This is a genomic window from Lysobacter sp. CC-YZS074, assembly GCF_056739745.1.
Map to the genome: position 1 here is coordinate 2,785,999 of NZ_CP200301.1, position 16,253 is coordinate 2,802,251.

Here is a 16,253-nt window from a genome sequence, read left to right on the forward strand (position 1 = left end):
CGTGCCAAGCGTTCATTCTACCGTCACGCCCGACGGCGGCCATGCACCCGGCACTGGCCGCTCCGGCCCCGTTCATGCGGGGTGTGTGCGCAACTCCCGATCAGGCGTTGCGGTAGACCTCCGCACCGGCCGCGCGGAACTCCGCCGCCTTTTCCGCCATGCCATCGGCCAGCGCCGCCTGCTCGTCGACACCGTGTTCGGCGGCGTAGTCGCGCACGTCCTGGGTGATCTTCATCGAACAGAAATGCGGGCCGCACATCGAGCAGAAGTGCGCGGATTTGTGGGCGTCCTTCGGCATCGTCTCGTCGTGGTATTCCATCGCCCGCTCGGGGTCGAGGCCGAGGTTGAACTGGTCCTGCCAGCGGAACTCGAAGCGGGCCTTGCTCAGCGCGTTGTCGCGCACCTGCGCGCCGGGGTGGCCCTTGGCGAGGTCGGCCGCGTGTGCGGCGATGCGGTACGCCATCAGGCCCTCGCGCACGTCGTGCTTGTTGGGCAGGCCGAGGTGCTCTTTCGGGGTCACGTAGCAGAGCATCGCGCAGCCGTACCAGCCGATCATCGCGGCACCAATGGCGCTGGTGATGTGGTCGTAGCCCGGCGCGATGTCGGTGGTCAGCGGCCCGAGTGTGTAGAACGGCGCCTCGCCGCATTCGACCAGCTGCTTGTCCATGTTCTCCTTGATCAGCTGCATCGGCACGTGGCCGGGGCCTTCGATCATGGTCTGGACGTCGTGCTTCCAGGCGATCTTCGTCAGTTCGCCGAGCGTTTCCAGCTCGCCAAACTGGGCCGCGTCGTTAGCGTCGGCGATCGAGCCGGGACGCAGGCCGTCGCCGAGGCTGAAGGCCACGTCGTAGGCCTTCATGATTTCGCAGATCTCCTCGAAGTGTTCGTAGAGGAAGCTCTCGCGATGGTGCGCCAGGCACCACTTGGCCATGATCGAGCCGCCGCGGCTGACGATCCCGGTGACTCGCTTCGCCGTCAGTGGCACGTACCGAAGCAGCACGCCGGCGTGGATGGTGAAGTAATCCACGCCCTGCTCGGCCTGCTCGACCAGGGTGTCGCGGAAGATCTCCCAGGTCAGCTCCTCGGCGCGGCCGTCGACCTTCTCCAGCGCCTGGTAGATCGGCACGGTTCCGATCGGCACCGGCGAGTTGCGCAGGATCCACTCGCGGGTCTCGTGGATGTGCTTGCCGGTGGACAGGTCCATAACCGTGTCGGCGCCCCAGCGGATCGACCAGACCAGCTTCTCGACCTCCTCGGCGATGCCCGACGACACCGCCGAGTTGCCGATGTTGGCGTTGACCTTGGTCAGGAAGTTGCGGCCGATGATCATCGGCTCGCTTTCGGGATGGTTGATGTTGTTGGGGATGATCGCGCGGCCGCGGGCGACCTCGTCGCGGACGAACTCGGCGGTGATGCGCCTGGGCAGGTTGGCGCCGAAGGCCTGGCCGGGATGCTGCGCCAGCAGGTGCGCCTCGCGCACGGCATCGAGCCGCTGGTTCTCGCGGATGGCGATGAATTCCATCTCCGGGGTGACGATGCCGCGGCGGGCGTAGTGCATCTGGGTGACGTTGGCGCCCGCCAGCGCGCGGCGCGGCGCCGGCCGGTTGCCGAACCGCACCGCATCGAGCTTCGGATCGTGCTCGCGCGCCCGGCCGAACTCGGACGACAGGCCCGGCAGTTGCTCGGTATCGCCGCGCTCGGCGATCCACTGCGCGCGCAACGGCGCAAGGCCACGGGCGAGGTCGATGCGTGCGGCCGCATCGGTATAGGCGCCGGACGTGTCATAGACCGCCAGCGGCGCGTTGTCCTCGCCGCCGAAGAGGGTGGGCGTGCGGGCGAGTTCGATCTCGCGCATCGGCACCCGGATGTCGGGGCGCGAGCCTTCGACATGGATCTTGCGCGAGCCGGGGATCGGGCGGATGACATCGGCCGACAACTGTTCGGCCTGCTGTTGCAGCTGGGAAGGCACCGCGTTCATGCGTTTCGTCCTGTGGAGCGCCGGGGGGCGGGACGAAGCGGCGGTGCGCAGGCGCAATGCGCCTGTCGCGAAAGCTTCCCTACGGCGGCATCACCCGCATCAGGTTCGAAGGGTCTGTCTCAACCGGCGCGCGCGCCGGTACCCCCGCTTCGGCGGCGATTGGACCACAGCCGTCCTCGGACGGCCAGTTCATCGCGGCCGGACGGGAGCGGGGCCCCCGGCCAATGCCCCTCACGCGGACTCCGCCCGCTCCCCAGGCACTTTCACCCGGAACCACGCCGCGTACAGCGCCGGCAGGAAGAACAGCGTCAGCACCGTGGCCACCAGCAGCCCCCCCATGATCGCCACCGCCATCGGCCCGAAGAAGGCGCTGCGCGAGAGCGGGATCATCGCCAGGATCGCCGCCAGTGCGGTCAGCACGATCGGGCGGAACCGCCGCACCGTCGCCTCCACGATCGCCTGCCACTGCTCGCGGCCGTCGACGCGGTCCTGTTCGATCTGGTCGACCAGGATCACCGAGTTGCGCATGATCATGCCGGCCAGCGCGATCGTGCCGAGCATCGCGACGAAGCCGAACGGCACCCGGAACACCAGCAGGAACAGGGTCACGCCGATCAGCCCCAGTGGCGCGGTCAGCAACACCATGATGCTGCGCGAGAAACTGCGCAGCTGCAGCATCAACAGGGTGAACACCACGAACAGGAACAGCGGCACGCCGGCGGTGATCGAGTCCTGTCCGCGCGCGGAGTCCTCGACGCTGCCCCCGAGGTCGACCGAGTAACCGAACGGCAGGCCGGCGCGGATGTCGTCCAGCGTCGGCGAGATCTGCGCCATCACCGTGCCCGGCTGGGTGCCGTCGTAGATGTCGGCGCGCACCGTCATCGTCGGCTTGCGGTCGCGGTGCCAGATGATGCCTTCCTCGAAGCCGTACTCGATCGTTGCGACCTGCCCCAGCGGCACGCTCTGGCCGCTTTCGAGAGGAATCATCAGGCTGTCAAGCCCGTCGAGCTGCACGCGCTCGGCGTCGGCGCCCCGCAGCATCATCCCGATCAGCTCGTCGCCTTCACGGAAGGTGCTGACCTGGCTGCCCGACAGCGAGCCGCCGAGCACCTGCGACAGCTGCGCCGAACTGATCCCGAGCGCACGGGCGCGGGCCTGGTCGACCTGCAGCCGCACGACCTTCCCTGGCTCGTCCCAGTCGAGGTTGACGTTGGCCACGTGCGGGTTATCGCGGATCTTCCCGCGCACGGCGTAGGCGATTTCGCGAACCCTCTCGATGTGCTCGCCCGACACCCGGAACTGCACCGGGTAGCCGACCGGCGGGCCGTTCTCGAGCCGGGTCACGCGCAGCTGCAGTTCGGGGAACTGCGGCACCACCTCCTCGATCATCCAGCTGCGCACCGCCTCTCGCGCTTCCAGGCTCCCGGGCATCAGCACGAACTGGGCGAAGTTGGCCGCCGGCAGCTGCTGGTCCAGCGGCAGGTAGAAGCGCGGCGAACCGGTGCCGACGTAGGCGGTGTAGTTCACCAGGTCGTCGCGTTCAGCCAGCAGCGCCTCGAGCCGCTCGACCTGCGCCGCCGTGGCCTTGAGCGAGCTGCCCTCGGCCAGCTCCATGTCGACCATGAGCTCCGGCCGCACGGAATCGGGGAAGAACTGCTGCGGCACGAAGCGGAACAGCACCACCGAGGCGACGAAGCCGGCGACGGTCAGGCCGATCACCAGCCAGCGCCGGCGCACGCACCACAGCAACCAGCCGCGGAAGCGCCGGTAGAAGCGGGTGCCGTAGGGGTCGTGGGCGTGGCCGTCGTGCGGCGCCGGCGCGATGAAGTCGGCGAACGCCGGGAAGCGGTCGGCCCAGCGTTCGCGCCGGGCCTGCCAGCGCGCCGCCAGCGAGCCCGGTTTCGGCGCCGCCGCGTGCCCGTGGTCCGGCAGCAGCTTGTCGCCGAGGTATGGGATGAACACCACCGCTGCGATCCACGACACCAGCAGCGCGATCGTCACCACCTCGAACAGCGAGCGCGTGTACTCGCCGGTGCTCGACGCCGCGGTCGCGATCGGCAGGAACCCGGCCGCGGTGATCAGCGTGCCGGTCAGCATCGGGAACGCCGTGCTCTCCCACGCGAACGCCGCCGCGCGCAGGCGGTCGAAGCCCTGCTCCATCTTGATCGCCATCATCTCGACCGCGATGATCGCGTCGTCGACCAGCAGGCCCAGCGCCAGCACCAGGGCGCCCAGCGAGATCTTGTGCAGGCCGACCCCGAACAGGTCCATGACGAAGAACGTCATCGCCAGCACCAGCGGGATCGACAGCGCGACCACCAGCCCGGTGCGCACGCCCAGCGACAGGAAGCTCACCAGCAGCACGATCACCACGGCCTCGGTCAGCACCTTGACGAACTCGCCGACCGAGTCCTGCACCGCGGCGGGCTGGTCGGACACCTTGTGCAGTTCCATCCCGGCCGGCAGCGTCTGCTGCAGCTCGGCGAACCGCGCCTCCAGCGTCTCGCCCAGTTCGAGGATGTCGCCGCCGGACTTCATCGACACGCCGATGCCGATCGCGTTGTCGCCCATGAAGCGCATGCCCGGCTCCGGCGGGTCGGAAAAGCCGCGCTCGACTTCGGCGACGTCGCCGAGCCGGAACGTGCGGTCGCCGACGCGGATGGGGAACTCGCGGATCTCGTCGACCGTGCGGAACTGGCCGCTGATGCGCACCGGCACCCGGCTGCCCGGGGTCTCGAAGAAGCCCGCCGGCACCATCGCGTTCTGCTGCTCCAGCGCCTGCTGCACCGCCGCCGCCGACACCCCGAGCGTCGCCAGCTTGGTGTTGGACAGCTCGATCCAGATCTTCTCGTCCTGCACGCCGAACAGCTCGATCTTGCCGACGTCGGGCACCTCCTGCAGCGCCAGCTGCACGCGCTCGGCGTAGTCCTTCATCACCGCGTAGTCGAAGCCCTCGCCGGTGAGCGCGTAGATGTTGCCGAAGGTGTCGCCGAACTCGTCGTTGAAGAACGGCCCGACGATGTCGCGCGGCAGTTCGGGGCGCAGGTCGCCGACCTTCTTGCGCACCTGGTAGAACAGCTCGGGGATCTCGCCGGAACGCATCGAGTCGCGCGCGGCGAAGATCACCTGCGACTCGCCCGGCCGCGAGTACGAGCGGATGAACTCGTACTCGCCGGTCTCCATCAGCTTGCGCTCGATGCGATCGGTCACCTGCCGGCCGACCTGCTCGGCGGTCGCGCCCGGCCAGACGGTGTGGATCACCATCACCTTGAAGGTGAACTCCGGGTCCTCGCTGCGGCCGAGCTTGAGGTAGGACATCGCGCCGGCGATCGCCAGCACCAGCATCGCGTAGACGACCAGGCTGCGGTGGCGCAGCGCCCATTCGGACAGGTTGAAGCGCATGGTCGTGGCCCGTCAGTCGGCCGCAGCCGGCGGCGCCGCGACGGCGGGCGCCTCCACCACCGGGCGGTTGTCGCGATCCACGGCTACCACCTTCTGGCCTTCCCGCAGCAGGTGGCCGCCGGCGGCGACGACCCACGCTTGCGACTCCAGTCCAGCGATGACCGGGACTGTCTCGTTGCCGTAGGCCCCTGCCTGCACCGGCTGCAGCTTGAGCGTCGAAGTCGACGGGTCCACCACGAACACGGCCACGCCGTCTTCGCCGGTGCGCTGCAGCGCCGACAGCGGGACGCTGAGGGCGGTACCGTTGTCGCGGTCGATGTGGACGCGGGCGCTCTGGCCCAGCTCCAGCGCGCCGGCGGGAGCGTCCACCACCGCCCGGGCGGCGAACGTGCGCGACGCCGGGTCGGCCATCGGCGCGACCTCGCGGACGCGGCCGGGCCAGCGCCGGTCCGGGTCGGACCAGAGTTCGACCTGCAGCGCCTGGCCCGGCCGGATGGTGTCGACCGCGTCCTCGGGCACCGCGAACGCCACCTCGCGACTGCCGTCGGCCGCCAGGGTGAAGACCGCCTGCCCGGCGCCGACGACCTGGCCGGCCTCGGCGTGGCGCGCGGCGATGACGCCGTCGGCCGGCGCGCGCAGCTCGCTGTAGGCCGCCTGGTTGCCCGCCACTTCGAGTTCGGCACGGGCGGCGTTGACCTGGCCCTGCGCGGCCGCGGCCGCGGCGTTCTGTGCATCCAGGGTCGAGCGGCTGACCAGTTGTTCGCCGGCCAATCGGGCGAAGCGGGCCTGGTCGGCGCGGGCCCGGCCTAGCTCGGCCTCCGCCGCCGCCAGTTGTGCCCCGGCGGCACGGGCACGCGCCTGCAGGTCACCGGCATCGAGCGTGGCCAGCACGTCGCCCCGCCCGACGTGGTCACCCACGTCGACCCGGCGTTCGACCAGCTTGCCACCGACCCGGAAGGACAGCGGGCTCTCTTCGCGGGCACGGACCTCACCGGCGAAGGACACCGTCGCGTCGCCGGCACCGCCGGGGTGGACCACCAGCACCGGCCGCACGTGTTCGGCACTGGACTGCCCGCCGCTGCAGCCGGCGAAGGCGACGGCGGCGCCCACTGCCAGCATGGCCAGCAGACGGCGGACCAACGGGGTTTCCACTCGACTGCGCATGCCGGCGCCTCTCAGGCTGAATTAATGAACCGACTGGTACTGTAAAAAATATCGAACCGGTTAGTCTAGTATTCCAGCATGCCCCGTCGTACTGCCCGTGACAGCTCCGCCGCGCGCCCGCCGCTTCGCCCCGCCGGCCCGGGACGGCCGAAGGACCTCGGCAAGCGCGCGGCCATCCTGGAAGCCGCCAAGCGGATGTTCGTCTGCCACGGCTTCGATGGCGTCAGCATGGACCAGATCGCCGCCGAGGCCGGCGTCTCCAAGCTCACCGTCTACAGCCATTTCGGCGACAAGGAGTCGCTGTTCGCCGCGGCGGTGAAGTCGCACTGCGAGAACCTGCTGCCCTCGTCGCTGTTCGCACCGGCCCCGGCCACGCCGCTGCGCCAGCGGCTGCTCGATATCGCACGCGCGTTCTACGCGATGGTCAGCAGCCCCGAAGCGGTCGCCGGCCACCGCATGCTGTGCACGCCGCAGCTGGCGGGCACGCCGCTCTCGCGGATGTTCTGGGAGGCGGGTCCGCAGCGGGTGCACGACGAGTTCACCGCCCTGCTGCAACGCCGGATTGCCACCGGCGCACTCGAACTGGACCCCGATCCGCAATCGCTGCACCGTGCCGCCGCCCAATTCTTCGCGCTGCTCAAGGGCGAACCGCACGCGATGCTGGTGTTCGGTTGCGGCGAGTGCTCCGAGGCACAGGTCGAGGCGCACCTGGCCGCATCGGTCGACCTGTTCCTGCGCGCCTACGCGGCGCCCACCGAGCGACGCCACGATGACCCGTGACCGGGGTCGCGGTTACTTCTGGCACTCAGTGGCGGCCGCCGCCGGCGGCGATGCTGTCGCCGTCGCGGATGGCCATTCAGGCGCCGTGCGGCACCGCCGGTAGCCGCGCGACCATTACAATTGGCGGCCCACCGCGAGCACCGAGACCCCTGATGAGCACGATCGATTACGCCAAGGCCCGAGAACTGATGGTCGAACAGCAGGTTCGGCCATGGGACGTGCTCGATCCGCGCGTGCTCGACGTGCTGGCCACCCTGCCGCGCCACGAGTTCGTCCAAGCCGAGCACCGCACCCTCGCCTACACCGACCTGCCGCTGCCGCTGCCCCACGGCGGCCGCATGATGAAGCCGGTCGTGGAAGGCCGGGCCCTGCAGGCGCTGGCGGTGACGGCGCGCGACGAAGTGCTGGAGATCGGCACCGGCAGCGGCTTCCTGACCGCCTGCCTCGGCCGCCTCGGCCGCGAGGTGGTCAGCCTGGAACGCCACGCCGACCTCGCCGACGCCGCGCGCGAGCGGCTGGGCGCGCACGGCATCGCCAACGTCAACGTGGTCCATGCCGACGCGTTGGAGTGGAGCAGCACCCGCCGGTTCAACGCGATCTGCGTGAACGGCGCGGTCGACCGCATCCCCGACCGTTTCGTCGAATGGCTGCAACCGGGCGGGCGCATGTTCGTCGTGCGTGGCCGCTCGCCGGCAATGGAAGCCGTCCTGCTGCACAACGATGCCGGCCAGCCGCGCATCGAATCGCTGTTCGAGACCGACCTCCCCTACCTCGCCGGCGCGGCCCCGCAGCCCGTCTTCGAGTTCTAAACGCCAAGGACACAGCATGATCCGCCGCCCGCTCGTACTCGCCCTCGCCTTCGCCCTGCTGCCGGCCACCGCCGCGGCGGAAGACCTGCTGCAGACCTACGAGCTGGCCCGTGCCGGCGACCCGCAGTTCGCCGCCGCCGAGTCCAGCCGGCTGGCGACGCGCGAGGGTGCCGTGCAGGCGCGCGCGGCGATGCTGCCGAGGATCGACGGCAGCGCCTCGGTCAGCCGCTCGCGCAGCGAGGGGCCGTCGACCGAAAACGTGCGTGATCCCGATACCGGCGAAGTGATCCAGTACAGCGGCGACTCGGAAACCGAGGTCACCTCGCGCCGCTTCGGCGTCGATGCCTCGCAGATGCTGTTCGACATGTCGCGCTTCACCACCCTGCGTGGCCAGCGGGCGCTGAGCCGCGCGAGTGACTTCCAGCTCGAGGCCGCCGGTCACAACCTGATCACCCGCACGTCCGCCGCATACTTCAACGTGCTGATCCAGCTGGAGACGCTGGCCGCGGCCGAGGCGGCCGAAACCGCGCTGCAGCGCCAGTTCGACTTCGCCTCCAAGCGCCTCGAGGTCGGCCTGGCGCCGATCACCGATGTGCACGAGGCCCGTGCCCAGTACGACAGCGCCCGCGCCAACACCATCCTCGCGCGCAACGCCGTCGCCGATGCCTACCAGGCCCTGGCCGAGATCACCGGCCAGCCGGTACGCGACCTGCAGGGCCTGCCGGCGGACTTCCAGCCGCAGTTGCCGGTCACCGAAGGCGTGGAAACCTGGGTGCAGACCGCAGTCGATTCCAACCCCGCGCTGCAGGCACAGCAGTTCCAGGTGGAAGCCGCCGAAGCCGACGTCGCGACCGCGCGCGCAGGGCACCTGCCGACCCTGTATCTGAACGGTGGCTATGCCGACAGCAAGCAATGGGGCGACAGCACCTTCAGCGCCAGCGGCTTCAGCCAGACCTTCCCGATCGAGAGCGAAAGCCGCGGCCCCGAGGTGGGCATCACCCTCAGCGTGCCGATCTTCTCGGGCGGCGAGACCCAGTCACGCGTGCGGCAGGCGATCGCCCAGCGCGACATCGCCCTGGACGAGCTGGAGCAGCAACGCCGCGCGCTCGAGCGCAACACCCGCAATGCCTACCAGACCCTGGTGGCCGGCATCAGCGAAGTCGAGGCGCGCCGTCTGGCCCTGGTCTCCGCGCAGGCCGCCTACGATGCGTCGCAGGTCGGGCTGGAGGTCGGTACCCGCACCGTGCTCGACGTGCTCAACAACCAGCAGAACCTGTTCCAGGCCCAGCAGGCCTATGCGCTGGCACGCTACAACTACCTGCAGAACCGGTTGCTGCTGGAGCAGGCGGCCGGCACGCTGGACGCGGCGGACGTGCAGGAAGTCAATCGCCTTCTGACGGTCAACACCGAAGCGCAGGTCGATTCGGCCATCCCGCAGTAAGCAGGCAAGCCGCGATCGGGGTTCACTGCGATCGACCGCGGCGGCGGAACGTCGTCGTGTTCCGCCGTACCGGTATTCACGGCCACCGGCAGCGTCTACATCCCGGTCGTCGCGGTGCGGATATCCGGCACTGACGTAAGCCGCTAACCGGCGGCCTGATCGTCGCGGCGGGAACCTCCCTAGGCCCGTCCGCGGCGCTCCGGCGCGGGCAGCACCGGCTGCAGCAGCACCAGCGTCTGCGCCAGCGCACCGCGCCCCATTTCCACCAGCTTGCGGCCGGCCTCCGCCATGCGGGCCCGCTCGTCGGCGTCATCCAGCAACCGGGCGAGCGCGCCTTCGACCTCACCCGCATCGCTTCCGACCACGAGCGCGCCCGCCTCGTCGAGGCGCCGCGATATCTCGGCGAAGTTGTGCAGGTGCGGCCCGGTCACGATAGCGGTGCCGGTGGCGGCCGGCTCCAGCAGGTTGTGCCCGCCGACGGGCTGCAGGCTGCCGCCGACAAAGGCGACATCCGCGCAGGCGTAGAAGTTCACCAGCTCGCCCATGGTGTCGACCAGGAACACCGCATCATCCGGCTGGGGCCAGCGCGCCCGCGAACGCGTGGTGACCTGCCAGCCGGCGGCGCGCGCGTGTTCGGCGACCACCCGGAACCGTTCGGGATGCCGCGGCGCCCACAGCAGCAGCAGGTCGGGAAAACGCGATCGCAGCCGGCGATGGATCGAGATGACCGCAGCCTCTTCGTCCTCGTGCGTGCTCGCGGCGATCCAGACCGGACGCGGGCCGCAGCGCTGCCGGCACTCGGCGACGAACCCGTCCAGCGCCTCGGGCACGGCGACGTCGAACTTCAGGTTGCCGACCTCGGCCACCTGCGCGGTTCGCGCGCCGAGCCGCACGAACCGCACCGCGTCGGCCAGCGACTGCGCCGCGACGGTGTGGACCGTGCGCAGCGCCCGCCCCACCAGCGGCGCGAGCACGCGGTAGCCGCGCAGTGAGCGTTCCGACAGCCGCGCATTGAGGATGAACACCGGCACGCGTGCGTCGCGGCAACCGAACAGTAGGTTCGGCCACAGCTCGGTCTCCATGATCAGCGCGGCGTGCGGCCGGTAGTGCCGCAGGAACCTGCCGACCGCACCCGGCAGATCGTAGGGCAGGTAGACGTGCTCGACTTCCGACCCCCACAGCGCGCGCACCCGGTCCGAGCCGGTCGGAGTGATCGTGGTCACCAGCAACCGCAAATCAGGCCGGCCGCGCCGCAGGGCGTTCACCAGCGGCACCGCGGCATTGACCTCGCCCACCGACACCGCGTGCAGCCACAGCACGCGGCCGCCAGCGGACTCGTGGTAGCGCGCGTACCGCTCGTGCCAGCGCAGGAAGTACGCCGGGTGGCGAAAGCCGCGCCACACCAGGTGGTACACCGTGACCGGGACCAGCAGGTAAAGCACCGCCGAGTAGAGGCCGCGCAGCAGGCGCTCGATCAGGTCAATCCGCATTCGCGCAGGATACTGTAGAGACCGCACGCCCCCCTCGCCGGTCGCTTCCGCTGGAAGGGGCTCGGCTAATATCCCCGCATGCCCGAAGCCGCTTCCCCCACTTCCGCCGGCACGCCGCCGCGGCAGCCGCGCCATTGGCCCGCATGGGGCGGCCTGGCCATCATGTGGCTGGCCGCTCGTCTGCCATGGCCGCTTCAACGCGCACTGGGGCGGGCGGTCGGCGCGGCCGCCTTCATGCTCGCCGGCGAGCGCCGCCGCGCCGCGCGCACCAACCTGGCGTTGTGCTTCCCGGCGATACCCGAAGCCGAACGGGAAGCCCTGCTGCGCGCGAGCTTCCACGATTTCGGGATCGGCCTGTTCGAGTTCGCCCGCGCGTGGTGGGGATCGGTGGCGCCGATGCGGCGCACCGTGCGCATCGAAGGCCTCGACGCGGTGGAGGCGATCCGCGCGCAGGGCCGCGGCGTGCTGCTGGTGTCGGGCCACTTCCTGACCCTGGAGATGTGTGGCCGGTTGATGTGCGACCACCTGCCGCTGGCCGGCATGTACCGGCGCCACCGCAGCCCGGTGATGGAATGGGCGGTCAAGCGTGGCCGGCTGCGCTACGCCAGCGCGATGTTCGCCAACGCCGAGCTCCGGCCGGCGATGCGCCACCTCAAGCAGGGCGGGATCCTCTGGTACGCCCCCGACCAGGACATGCGCGGCAAGGAAACCGTGTTCGCACCGTTCTTCGGAGTGCCGGCGGCGACGATCACCGCCACCCACCAGTTCGCCCGGCTGACCGGTTGCGCGGTGGTGCCGTTCTTCCACCGCCGGGAAGGCGCGGACTACGTGCTGCGGCTGGGTACGCCGCTGGAAGGGTTCCCGTCCGACGACGCCACCGCCGACTCGACCCGGGTCAACGCCGCCATCGAGGCCATGGTGCGCGAGGCACCGAGCCAGTACCTGTGGATCCACCGGCGGTTCAAGCGGCGCCCCCCCGGGCTGGAGTCACCGTACCGCTGAGCGTCGCAGCGTCGCGAGGCCTAGCCCAGCGGATCACGGACGGGCGCCGGGCGCGCCAGCAGGCTGCCGGCATAGAGCGCGGCAAGCAGCAGGGTCAATCCGCCCCAGAACGTCGAATAGAACGCCAGGTGGGTGTTGAACGGGAACACCGTGACCACCAGCGCCAGCATCGCCGGCCGGGCATGTTCGCGCTGCGCGGGATCGGCAAAGCGCCACGCGCGCCATGCCAGGGCGGCGCCGGCCAGCCACAGCAGCAGGCCGAAGCCGCCGGTCTCGCTGAGCACCTCCAGCACGATCTGGTGCGCGTGCAGCGCGGGGCCCTCGCCCCACTCGGCGATCTGCCCGTGCTCCGGATCGCAGGCCGGGAACGCCTCGCGGAAACCGCGCGCGCCCACGCCGTTGAACGGATGGTGGCCGGCCATGCACAGCGCCGCGCTCCAGATGCGGGTCCGTCCGGACAGGGCGACATCCACGCCCTCCTCGTCGGCGGCGAGCACGTGGGTGGTGCGCACCACGCGATCACGCACCTGCGGCGAGGCGAGGGTCAGCACCGACAGGATCACGGCGCCGACGGCGAACACGCCCAGGAGCTTCTTCCAGCCCAGCACCCGCCAGCCCGACAGAACCAGCACGAGCGCGAAGGTCACCCAGGACGCCCGTGAGCCGGCCAGGACCAGTACCACGCCGACCGCCGCGGCGCCGACCAGCCAGCCCGGCCGCCCGAAACGCCGCCTCGCTTCGTGCAGCACGAACGGCGACATGCTCGCCAGCACGATGCCGAGCTTGAGGTTGCACGGACCGAGCACGCCGCTGAGCCGGTCCAGCCCGACCATTTCCTCGGCGCTGCACATGCCATGGTCGCTGATCATCTGCTTGATCGAATCGATGCCGAAGAACAGCGGACTGGTGCCGGTCAGCGCCTGCAGCAAGGCGTCGACGGTCCAGATGCCGAAGATCACCGCCAGGCCTCGGAACGTGGTGGCGCGCCCCCGCCCGTTGGCGACCGCCGACGCCACCAGCCACAGGAACGGCAGGTAGCGCAGGTCGACCGCGGCCTCGCGCAAGGCGCGGGCCGGGTCCACCGAATCGAACGACGACACCAGCTCCGGCAACCAGTAGGCGAAGAACAGGACGCTGGTCAGCGCCCACGCCTGGTGGCTGAGCAGCTGCTTGCCGCCGGCAAAGCGGGAGCCGAGCAGCTTCGCGATCGCCAGCAAGGCGCCGAGTACCAGCACGCCCTCGGCGTAGCCGGGCGCCGGCCACAGGGCGACATACGCGAGGATCCAGGCCGGCGCCCAGCGCCAGCCGGGCACCGGCATGGTCTGCGCGGGCGCAAGCGGTGGGTGGGAATCAGTCGGCGAGTTCGGCATAGACGGCCAGCGTGGCTTGCTGCATCGCGCGCAGGGTGTAACGCGCCAGCAGCGGGTTCGATGAAGCGGGCATCGTACCGGCTGCCGCCGGCGGTCGCGCGAGCAGCGCACGCGCGCCGTCGAGCAGTGCATCCGGGACGAACGGGGCCACCGCGCCGCCCGGCTGCAGTTCCTGCAACAGCTCGCCGACACCGCCGTGCGCCCAGCCGAGTACCGGCCGCGCACAGGACAGCGCTTCCACCACGGTCCGCCCGAACGCCTCGGGCTTGCGCGAGAGCTGCAGCACCAGGTCGCTGGCGGCATAGGCCTGCGCGATCGCGTCGGTCGGCGCGGTGAATGCCACCGCACCCGCCACCCCGAGCCCGTGCGCCTCGCGTTCCATTTCGGCGATATAGGCCTCGCGTCCCGACTGGCGCGCACCCGGCAACCACAGCCGCGCATCGATGCCGCCGGCCCTCAGCCCGGCGAGCAGGCGCAAGGCGTCGGCATGGCCCTTGAGGCGGGTGCCGCGTCCGGGCAGCAGCAACAGTGGACCGTCGCCGGCAAGCTCCGGGTGCCGGCCGGCGGCCCACGCACGCGCGCCGCGGTCGGGCAGCGGTGCGGGCGGGAAACCGGCCGGGTCGATACCGCGCGGAATCACCCGCAGTCGGTTCGGGTCGGTTTGCGGGTAATGCCGCAACACGTATTCGCGCACCGTGCCGGACACGCAGATGACGCGCTCGCCGCGGGTCATCACCGCGCTGTAGCGCGAAGGGGAATTGAGACCGTGCACCGTGCTGACCAGCCGCGGGGCCGCATTACCCAAGCCGCGCAGCGCCAGCACGCCGATCCACGCGGGCAGGCGTGAGCGCACGTGCATGATGTCCGCCCGTTCGCGCTGCAGCAGCGCACGCAAGGCGCCGACGTGGCGCAGGGTCAGCAGCGACTTGCGGCCGATATCGAGGGCGACATGCTCGCCCCCCAGCGCCTGCAGCCGCGGCACCAGCCGCCCGCCGGCCGACACCACCAGTGCACGGTGACCGGCCACGACCAACGCTTCGGCGATTTCCAGGGTGGAGCGCTCGACCCCGCCCGAATCCAGCGCCGGCAACAGCTGGACGACGGTCAGCCGGCGCACCACACCGATTCCGTCGACCTCAGCCTTCCAGGACGAAGTGCGCCCCGCAGTACGGGCAATCGCACTCGCGCTCGGCCTCGATCGGCAGGTATACCCGCGGGTGCGAATTCCACAGCGCCATCGACGGCAACGGGCAGCTCAGCGGCAGGTCGGCGCGGGTCACGCTGTAGCGGCGCTCGGCGTTGGCTTGGGTCGGGTGGTCGTGGGCGGCTGCGGTCATGTCGATGGCGAGGTGGTGCGAGGGCCGCAGTCTAGCAGTCGGGCCGGATACCGGCGCCGCGGCGGCGACGCCCGGTGCTGTTGCAGGAGCGGCTTCAGCCGCGATTGGATGATCGGCACGGGCAGACGGTTCCACGATCGCGGCTGAAGCCGCCCCTAGAGAAGCCGGCCATCACGCAGGCAGGTCGAACAGCAGCACGTCGGCGCCCTCGCCCGTGAGCCGCAGGGGACCGGATTCGGCTTCGAAGCCGAGCGCGTCGCCGGCCTCCAGCGCGCGGCCGTTGGCCTCGACCGCGCCCTGCGCGACGTGCAGCCAGTAGCGCCGCCGCGGGTCGAGCTCGCGCTCCAGCAGGGCGCCACCGGCCGGGCGCGCATTCCACAGCAGCGCGTCCTGGCGGATGCCGAGACTGCCGTCGCGACCGTCGGGCGAGGCCAGCAGGCGCCAACCGTCGCCGCTGGCCGCCTCGCGCTGGTCGTAGGCCGGTGGCGCGTTGACCCGGTCCGGCTGCAGCCAGATCTGCAGGAAGTGCACCGGTTCGGTCTGCGAGCCGTTGAACTCGCTGTGACGCACGCCGTGCCCGGCGCTCATCCACTGCAGCTCGCCGGCGCGGATCACCCCTCCGCCGCCACTGCTGTCCTCGTGCGACAACGCGCCCGACAGCACGTAGCTGAGGATCTCCATGTTGGCGTGGCCGTGGGTCGGAAAGCCCGCGCCGGGGGCGACGCGGTCCTCGTTGATCACCCGCAGCACGCCAAAGCCCATCCACGCCGGGTCGTAGTAGTCGCCGAACGAGAACGTGTGGCGGCTGTCGAGCCAGGCGACGTGGGCCGGGCCGCGGCCACGGCTGGCGGATGGGCGTTCGATGATCATGCGGTTACTCCGCCGCCTTCGGCACGCTGGCCTCGGTGGTGATGCGGATCTTCACCTCGTCGCTGACCGCCGGCGCGTACATGCCGACGCCGAAGTCGGTGCGCTTGATGGTGGTGGTCGCGTCGAAGCCGATCGCCGGCTGGCCGCCCATGTTCTCGCCGACCTTGTTGAGGGTGACGTCAAGCACGACCGGATGGGTGTTGTCCTTGATGGTCAGGTCGCCGGTGACCTTGAGCCTGCCTTCGCCGGCGGCCTCGACCTTGGTGCTCTTGAAGGTGGCGGCCGGGAACGCGGCGGCATCGAAGAAGTCGCTGCTGCGCAGGTGCTCGTCGAACTTGGCGGTGTAGCTGTTGAGGCCGGCCAGCGGCAGGGTCACCTCGACGCTGGAGGCACCGACGTTGTCGGCGTCGTAGACGATGGTGCCGTCGGCCTGGCCGAAGTGGGCGGTCGGGTTGGAGAAGCCGAAGTGGCTCCACTGGGCGATGACGTCGGTGTGGCTCGGGTCGATCGTGTACGTGACCGGCTCGGCGGCGGCGGCGGTGCTGGCGGCGGCCAGGGCCGCGGCGAGAATGAGTTTGTTGAACATGGGGGTGTCTCCGGGAAGTGGTGG

The 16,253-nt window shown here is 70.5% G+C and carries 13 protein-coding genes and 1 riboswitch; of the genes, 4 read left to right on the forward strand and 9 right to left on the reverse strand.

What is annotated here, in order from left to right:
* Window positions 1-100: 100 nt before the first annotated feature.
* The 3 genes from thiC to U8331_RS12585 all read right to left on the reverse strand — a co-directional run bounded on the left by thiC (window position 101) and on the right by U8331_RS12585 (window position 6,499).
* Window positions 101-1,978 carry a phosphomethylpyrimidine synthase ThiC gene (thiC, locus tag U8331_RS12575; protein WP_481131354.1) on the reverse strand — a complete coding sequence of 626 codons (1,878 nt, stop codon included), beginning with the start codon at window positions 1,976-1,978 and terminating at the stop codon, window positions 101-103.
* Between the two features lie 58 nt (window positions 1,979-2,036).
* Window positions 2,037-2,134, reverse strand: a riboswitch (TPP riboswitch).
* Between the two features lie 75 nt (window positions 2,135-2,209).
* Window positions 2,210-5,380: an efflux RND transporter permease subunit gene (locus U8331_RS12580; protein ID WP_481131355.1), complete on the reverse strand. Its 3,171-nt coding sequence runs from the start codon at window positions 5,378-5,380 to the stop codon at window positions 2,210-2,212.
* 12 nt (window positions 5,381-5,392) lie between these two features.
* The gene (locus U8331_RS12585) at window positions 5,393-6,499 is read right to left on the reverse strand and encodes an efflux RND transporter periplasmic adaptor subunit (RefSeq protein WP_481132987.1); all 1,107 of its coding nucleotides are present in this window, start codon (window positions 6,497-6,499) and stop codon (window positions 5,393-5,395) included.
* Between the two features lie 123 nt (window positions 6,500-6,622).
* On the opposite strand from U8331_RS12585, the gene U8331_RS12590 reads away from it, so the two are divergent.
* The 3 genes from U8331_RS12590 (at window position 6,623) to U8331_RS12600 (ending at window position 9,574) form a co-directional block, all read left to right on the forward strand.
* Window positions 6,623-7,324 carry a TetR/AcrR family transcriptional regulator gene (locus tag U8331_RS12590; RefSeq protein WP_481131356.1) on the forward strand — a complete coding sequence of 234 codons (702 nt, stop codon included), beginning with the start codon at window positions 6,623-6,625 and terminating at the stop codon, window positions 7,322-7,324.
* A gap of 152 nt (window positions 7,325-7,476) precedes the next feature.
* The gene (locus U8331_RS12595) at window positions 7,477-8,133 is read left to right on the forward strand and encodes a protein-L-isoaspartate O-methyltransferase family protein (protein ID WP_481131357.1); all 657 of its coding nucleotides are present in this window, start codon (window positions 7,477-7,479) and stop codon (window positions 8,131-8,133) included.
* 16 nt (window positions 8,134-8,149) lie between these two features.
* The gene (locus U8331_RS12600) at window positions 8,150-9,574 is read left to right on the forward strand and encodes a TolC family outer membrane protein (protein WP_481131358.1); all 1,425 of its coding nucleotides are present in this window, start codon (window positions 8,150-8,152) and stop codon (window positions 9,572-9,574) included.
* 179 nt (window positions 9,575-9,753) lie between these two features.
* Here U8331_RS12600 and waaA read toward each other — a convergent pair whose 3' ends face one another.
* Entirely contained in the window at window positions 9,754-11,064 is a 1,311-nt protein-coding gene (gene waaA, locus U8331_RS12605) for a lipid IV(A) 3-deoxy-D-manno-octulosonic acid transferase (protein ID WP_481131359.1), read from the reverse strand.
* A gap of 78 nt (window positions 11,065-11,142) precedes the next feature.
* Here waaA and lpxL point away from each other — a divergent pair, with 78 nt between their 5' ends.
* Entirely contained in the window at window positions 11,143-12,066 is a 924-nt protein-coding gene (gene lpxL / locus U8331_RS12610) for an LpxL/LpxP family Kdo(2)-lipid IV(A) lauroyl/palmitoleoyl acyltransferase (protein WP_481131360.1), read from the forward strand.
* A 20-nt stretch (window positions 12,067-12,086) separates the two neighbouring features.
* Here lpxL and U8331_RS12615 read toward each other — a convergent pair whose 3' ends face one another.
* The 5 genes from U8331_RS12615 to U8331_RS12635 all read right to left on the reverse strand — a co-directional run bounded on the left by U8331_RS12615 (window position 12,087) and on the right by U8331_RS12635 (window position 16,229).
* Window positions 12,087-13,436 carry an O-antigen ligase family protein gene (locus tag U8331_RS12615; protein ID WP_481131361.1) on the reverse strand — a complete coding sequence of 450 codons (1,350 nt, stop codon included), beginning with the start codon at window positions 13,434-13,436 and terminating at the stop codon, window positions 12,087-12,089.
* Window positions 13,417-14,553 carry a glycosyltransferase family 4 protein gene (locus U8331_RS12620; RefSeq protein ID WP_481131362.1) on the reverse strand — a complete coding sequence of 379 codons (1,137 nt, stop codon included), beginning with the start codon at window positions 14,551-14,553 and terminating at the stop codon, window positions 13,417-13,419. The genes U8331_RS12615 and U8331_RS12620 overlap by 20 nt, the downstream gene beginning before the upstream one ends.
* A gap of 19 nt (window positions 14,554-14,572) precedes the next feature.
* On the reverse strand, window positions 14,573-14,773 hold the full coding sequence (locus tag U8331_RS12625) for a zinc-finger domain-containing protein (protein WP_481131363.1): 201 nt from the start codon (window positions 14,771-14,773) through the stop codon (window positions 14,573-14,575).
* A gap of 171 nt (window positions 14,774-14,944) precedes the next feature.
* Window positions 14,945-15,643 (reverse strand): pirin family protein, encoded by a 699-nt coding sequence (locus U8331_RS12630; protein ID WP_481131364.1) that lies wholly within the window; start codon window positions 15,641-15,643, stop codon window positions 14,945-14,947.
* 4 nt (window positions 15,644-15,647) lie between these two features.
* Window positions 15,648-16,229 (reverse strand): YceI family protein, encoded by a 582-nt coding sequence (locus U8331_RS12635; RefSeq protein ID WP_481131365.1) that lies wholly within the window; start codon window positions 16,227-16,229, stop codon window positions 15,648-15,650.
* Window positions 16,230-16,253 lie beyond the last annotated feature (24 nt).

Coding starts and splice junctions, on each gene's coding strand:
- thiC (WP_481131354.1), bottom strand. CDS start 1,978: ATGAACGCGGTGCCTTCCCAGCTGCAACAGCAGGCCGAACAGTTGTCG.
- U8331_RS12580 (WP_481131355.1), bottom strand. CDS start 5,380: ATGCGCTTCAACCTGTCCGAATGGGCGCTGCGCCACCGCAGCCTGGTC.
- U8331_RS12585 (WP_481132987.1), bottom strand. CDS start 6,499: ATGCTGGCAGTGGGCGCCGCCGTCGCCTTCGCCGGCTGCAGCGGCGGG.
- U8331_RS12590 (WP_481131356.1), top strand. CDS start 6,623: ATGCCCCGTCGTACTGCCCGTGACAGCTCCGCCGCGCGCCCGCCGCTT.
- U8331_RS12595 (WP_481131357.1), top strand. CDS start 7,477: ATGAGCACGATCGATTACGCCAAGGCCCGAGAACTGATGGTCGAACAG.
- U8331_RS12600 (WP_481131358.1), top strand. CDS start 8,150: ATGATCCGCCGCCCGCTCGTACTCGCCCTCGCCTTCGCCCTGCTGCCG.
- waaA (WP_481131359.1), bottom strand. CDS start 11,064: ATGCGGATTGACCTGATCGAGCGCCTGCTGCGCGGCCTCTACTCGGCG.
- lpxL (WP_481131360.1), top strand. CDS start 11,143: ATGCCCGAAGCCGCTTCCCCCACTTCCGCCGGCACGCCGCCGCGGCAG.
- U8331_RS12615 (WP_481131361.1), bottom strand. CDS start 13,436: ATGCCGAACTCGCCGACTGATTCCCACCCACCGCTTGCGCCCGCGCAG.
- U8331_RS12625 (WP_481131363.1), bottom strand. CDS start 14,773: ATGACCGCAGCCGCCCACGACCACCCGACCCAAGCCAACGCCGAGCGC.
- U8331_RS12630 (WP_481131364.1), bottom strand. CDS start 15,643: ATGATCATCGAACGCCCATCCGCCAGCCGTGGCCGCGGCCCGGCCCAC.
- U8331_RS12635 (WP_481131365.1), bottom strand. CDS start 16,229: ATGTTCAACAAACTCATTCTCGCCGCGGCCCTGGCCGCCGCCAGCACC.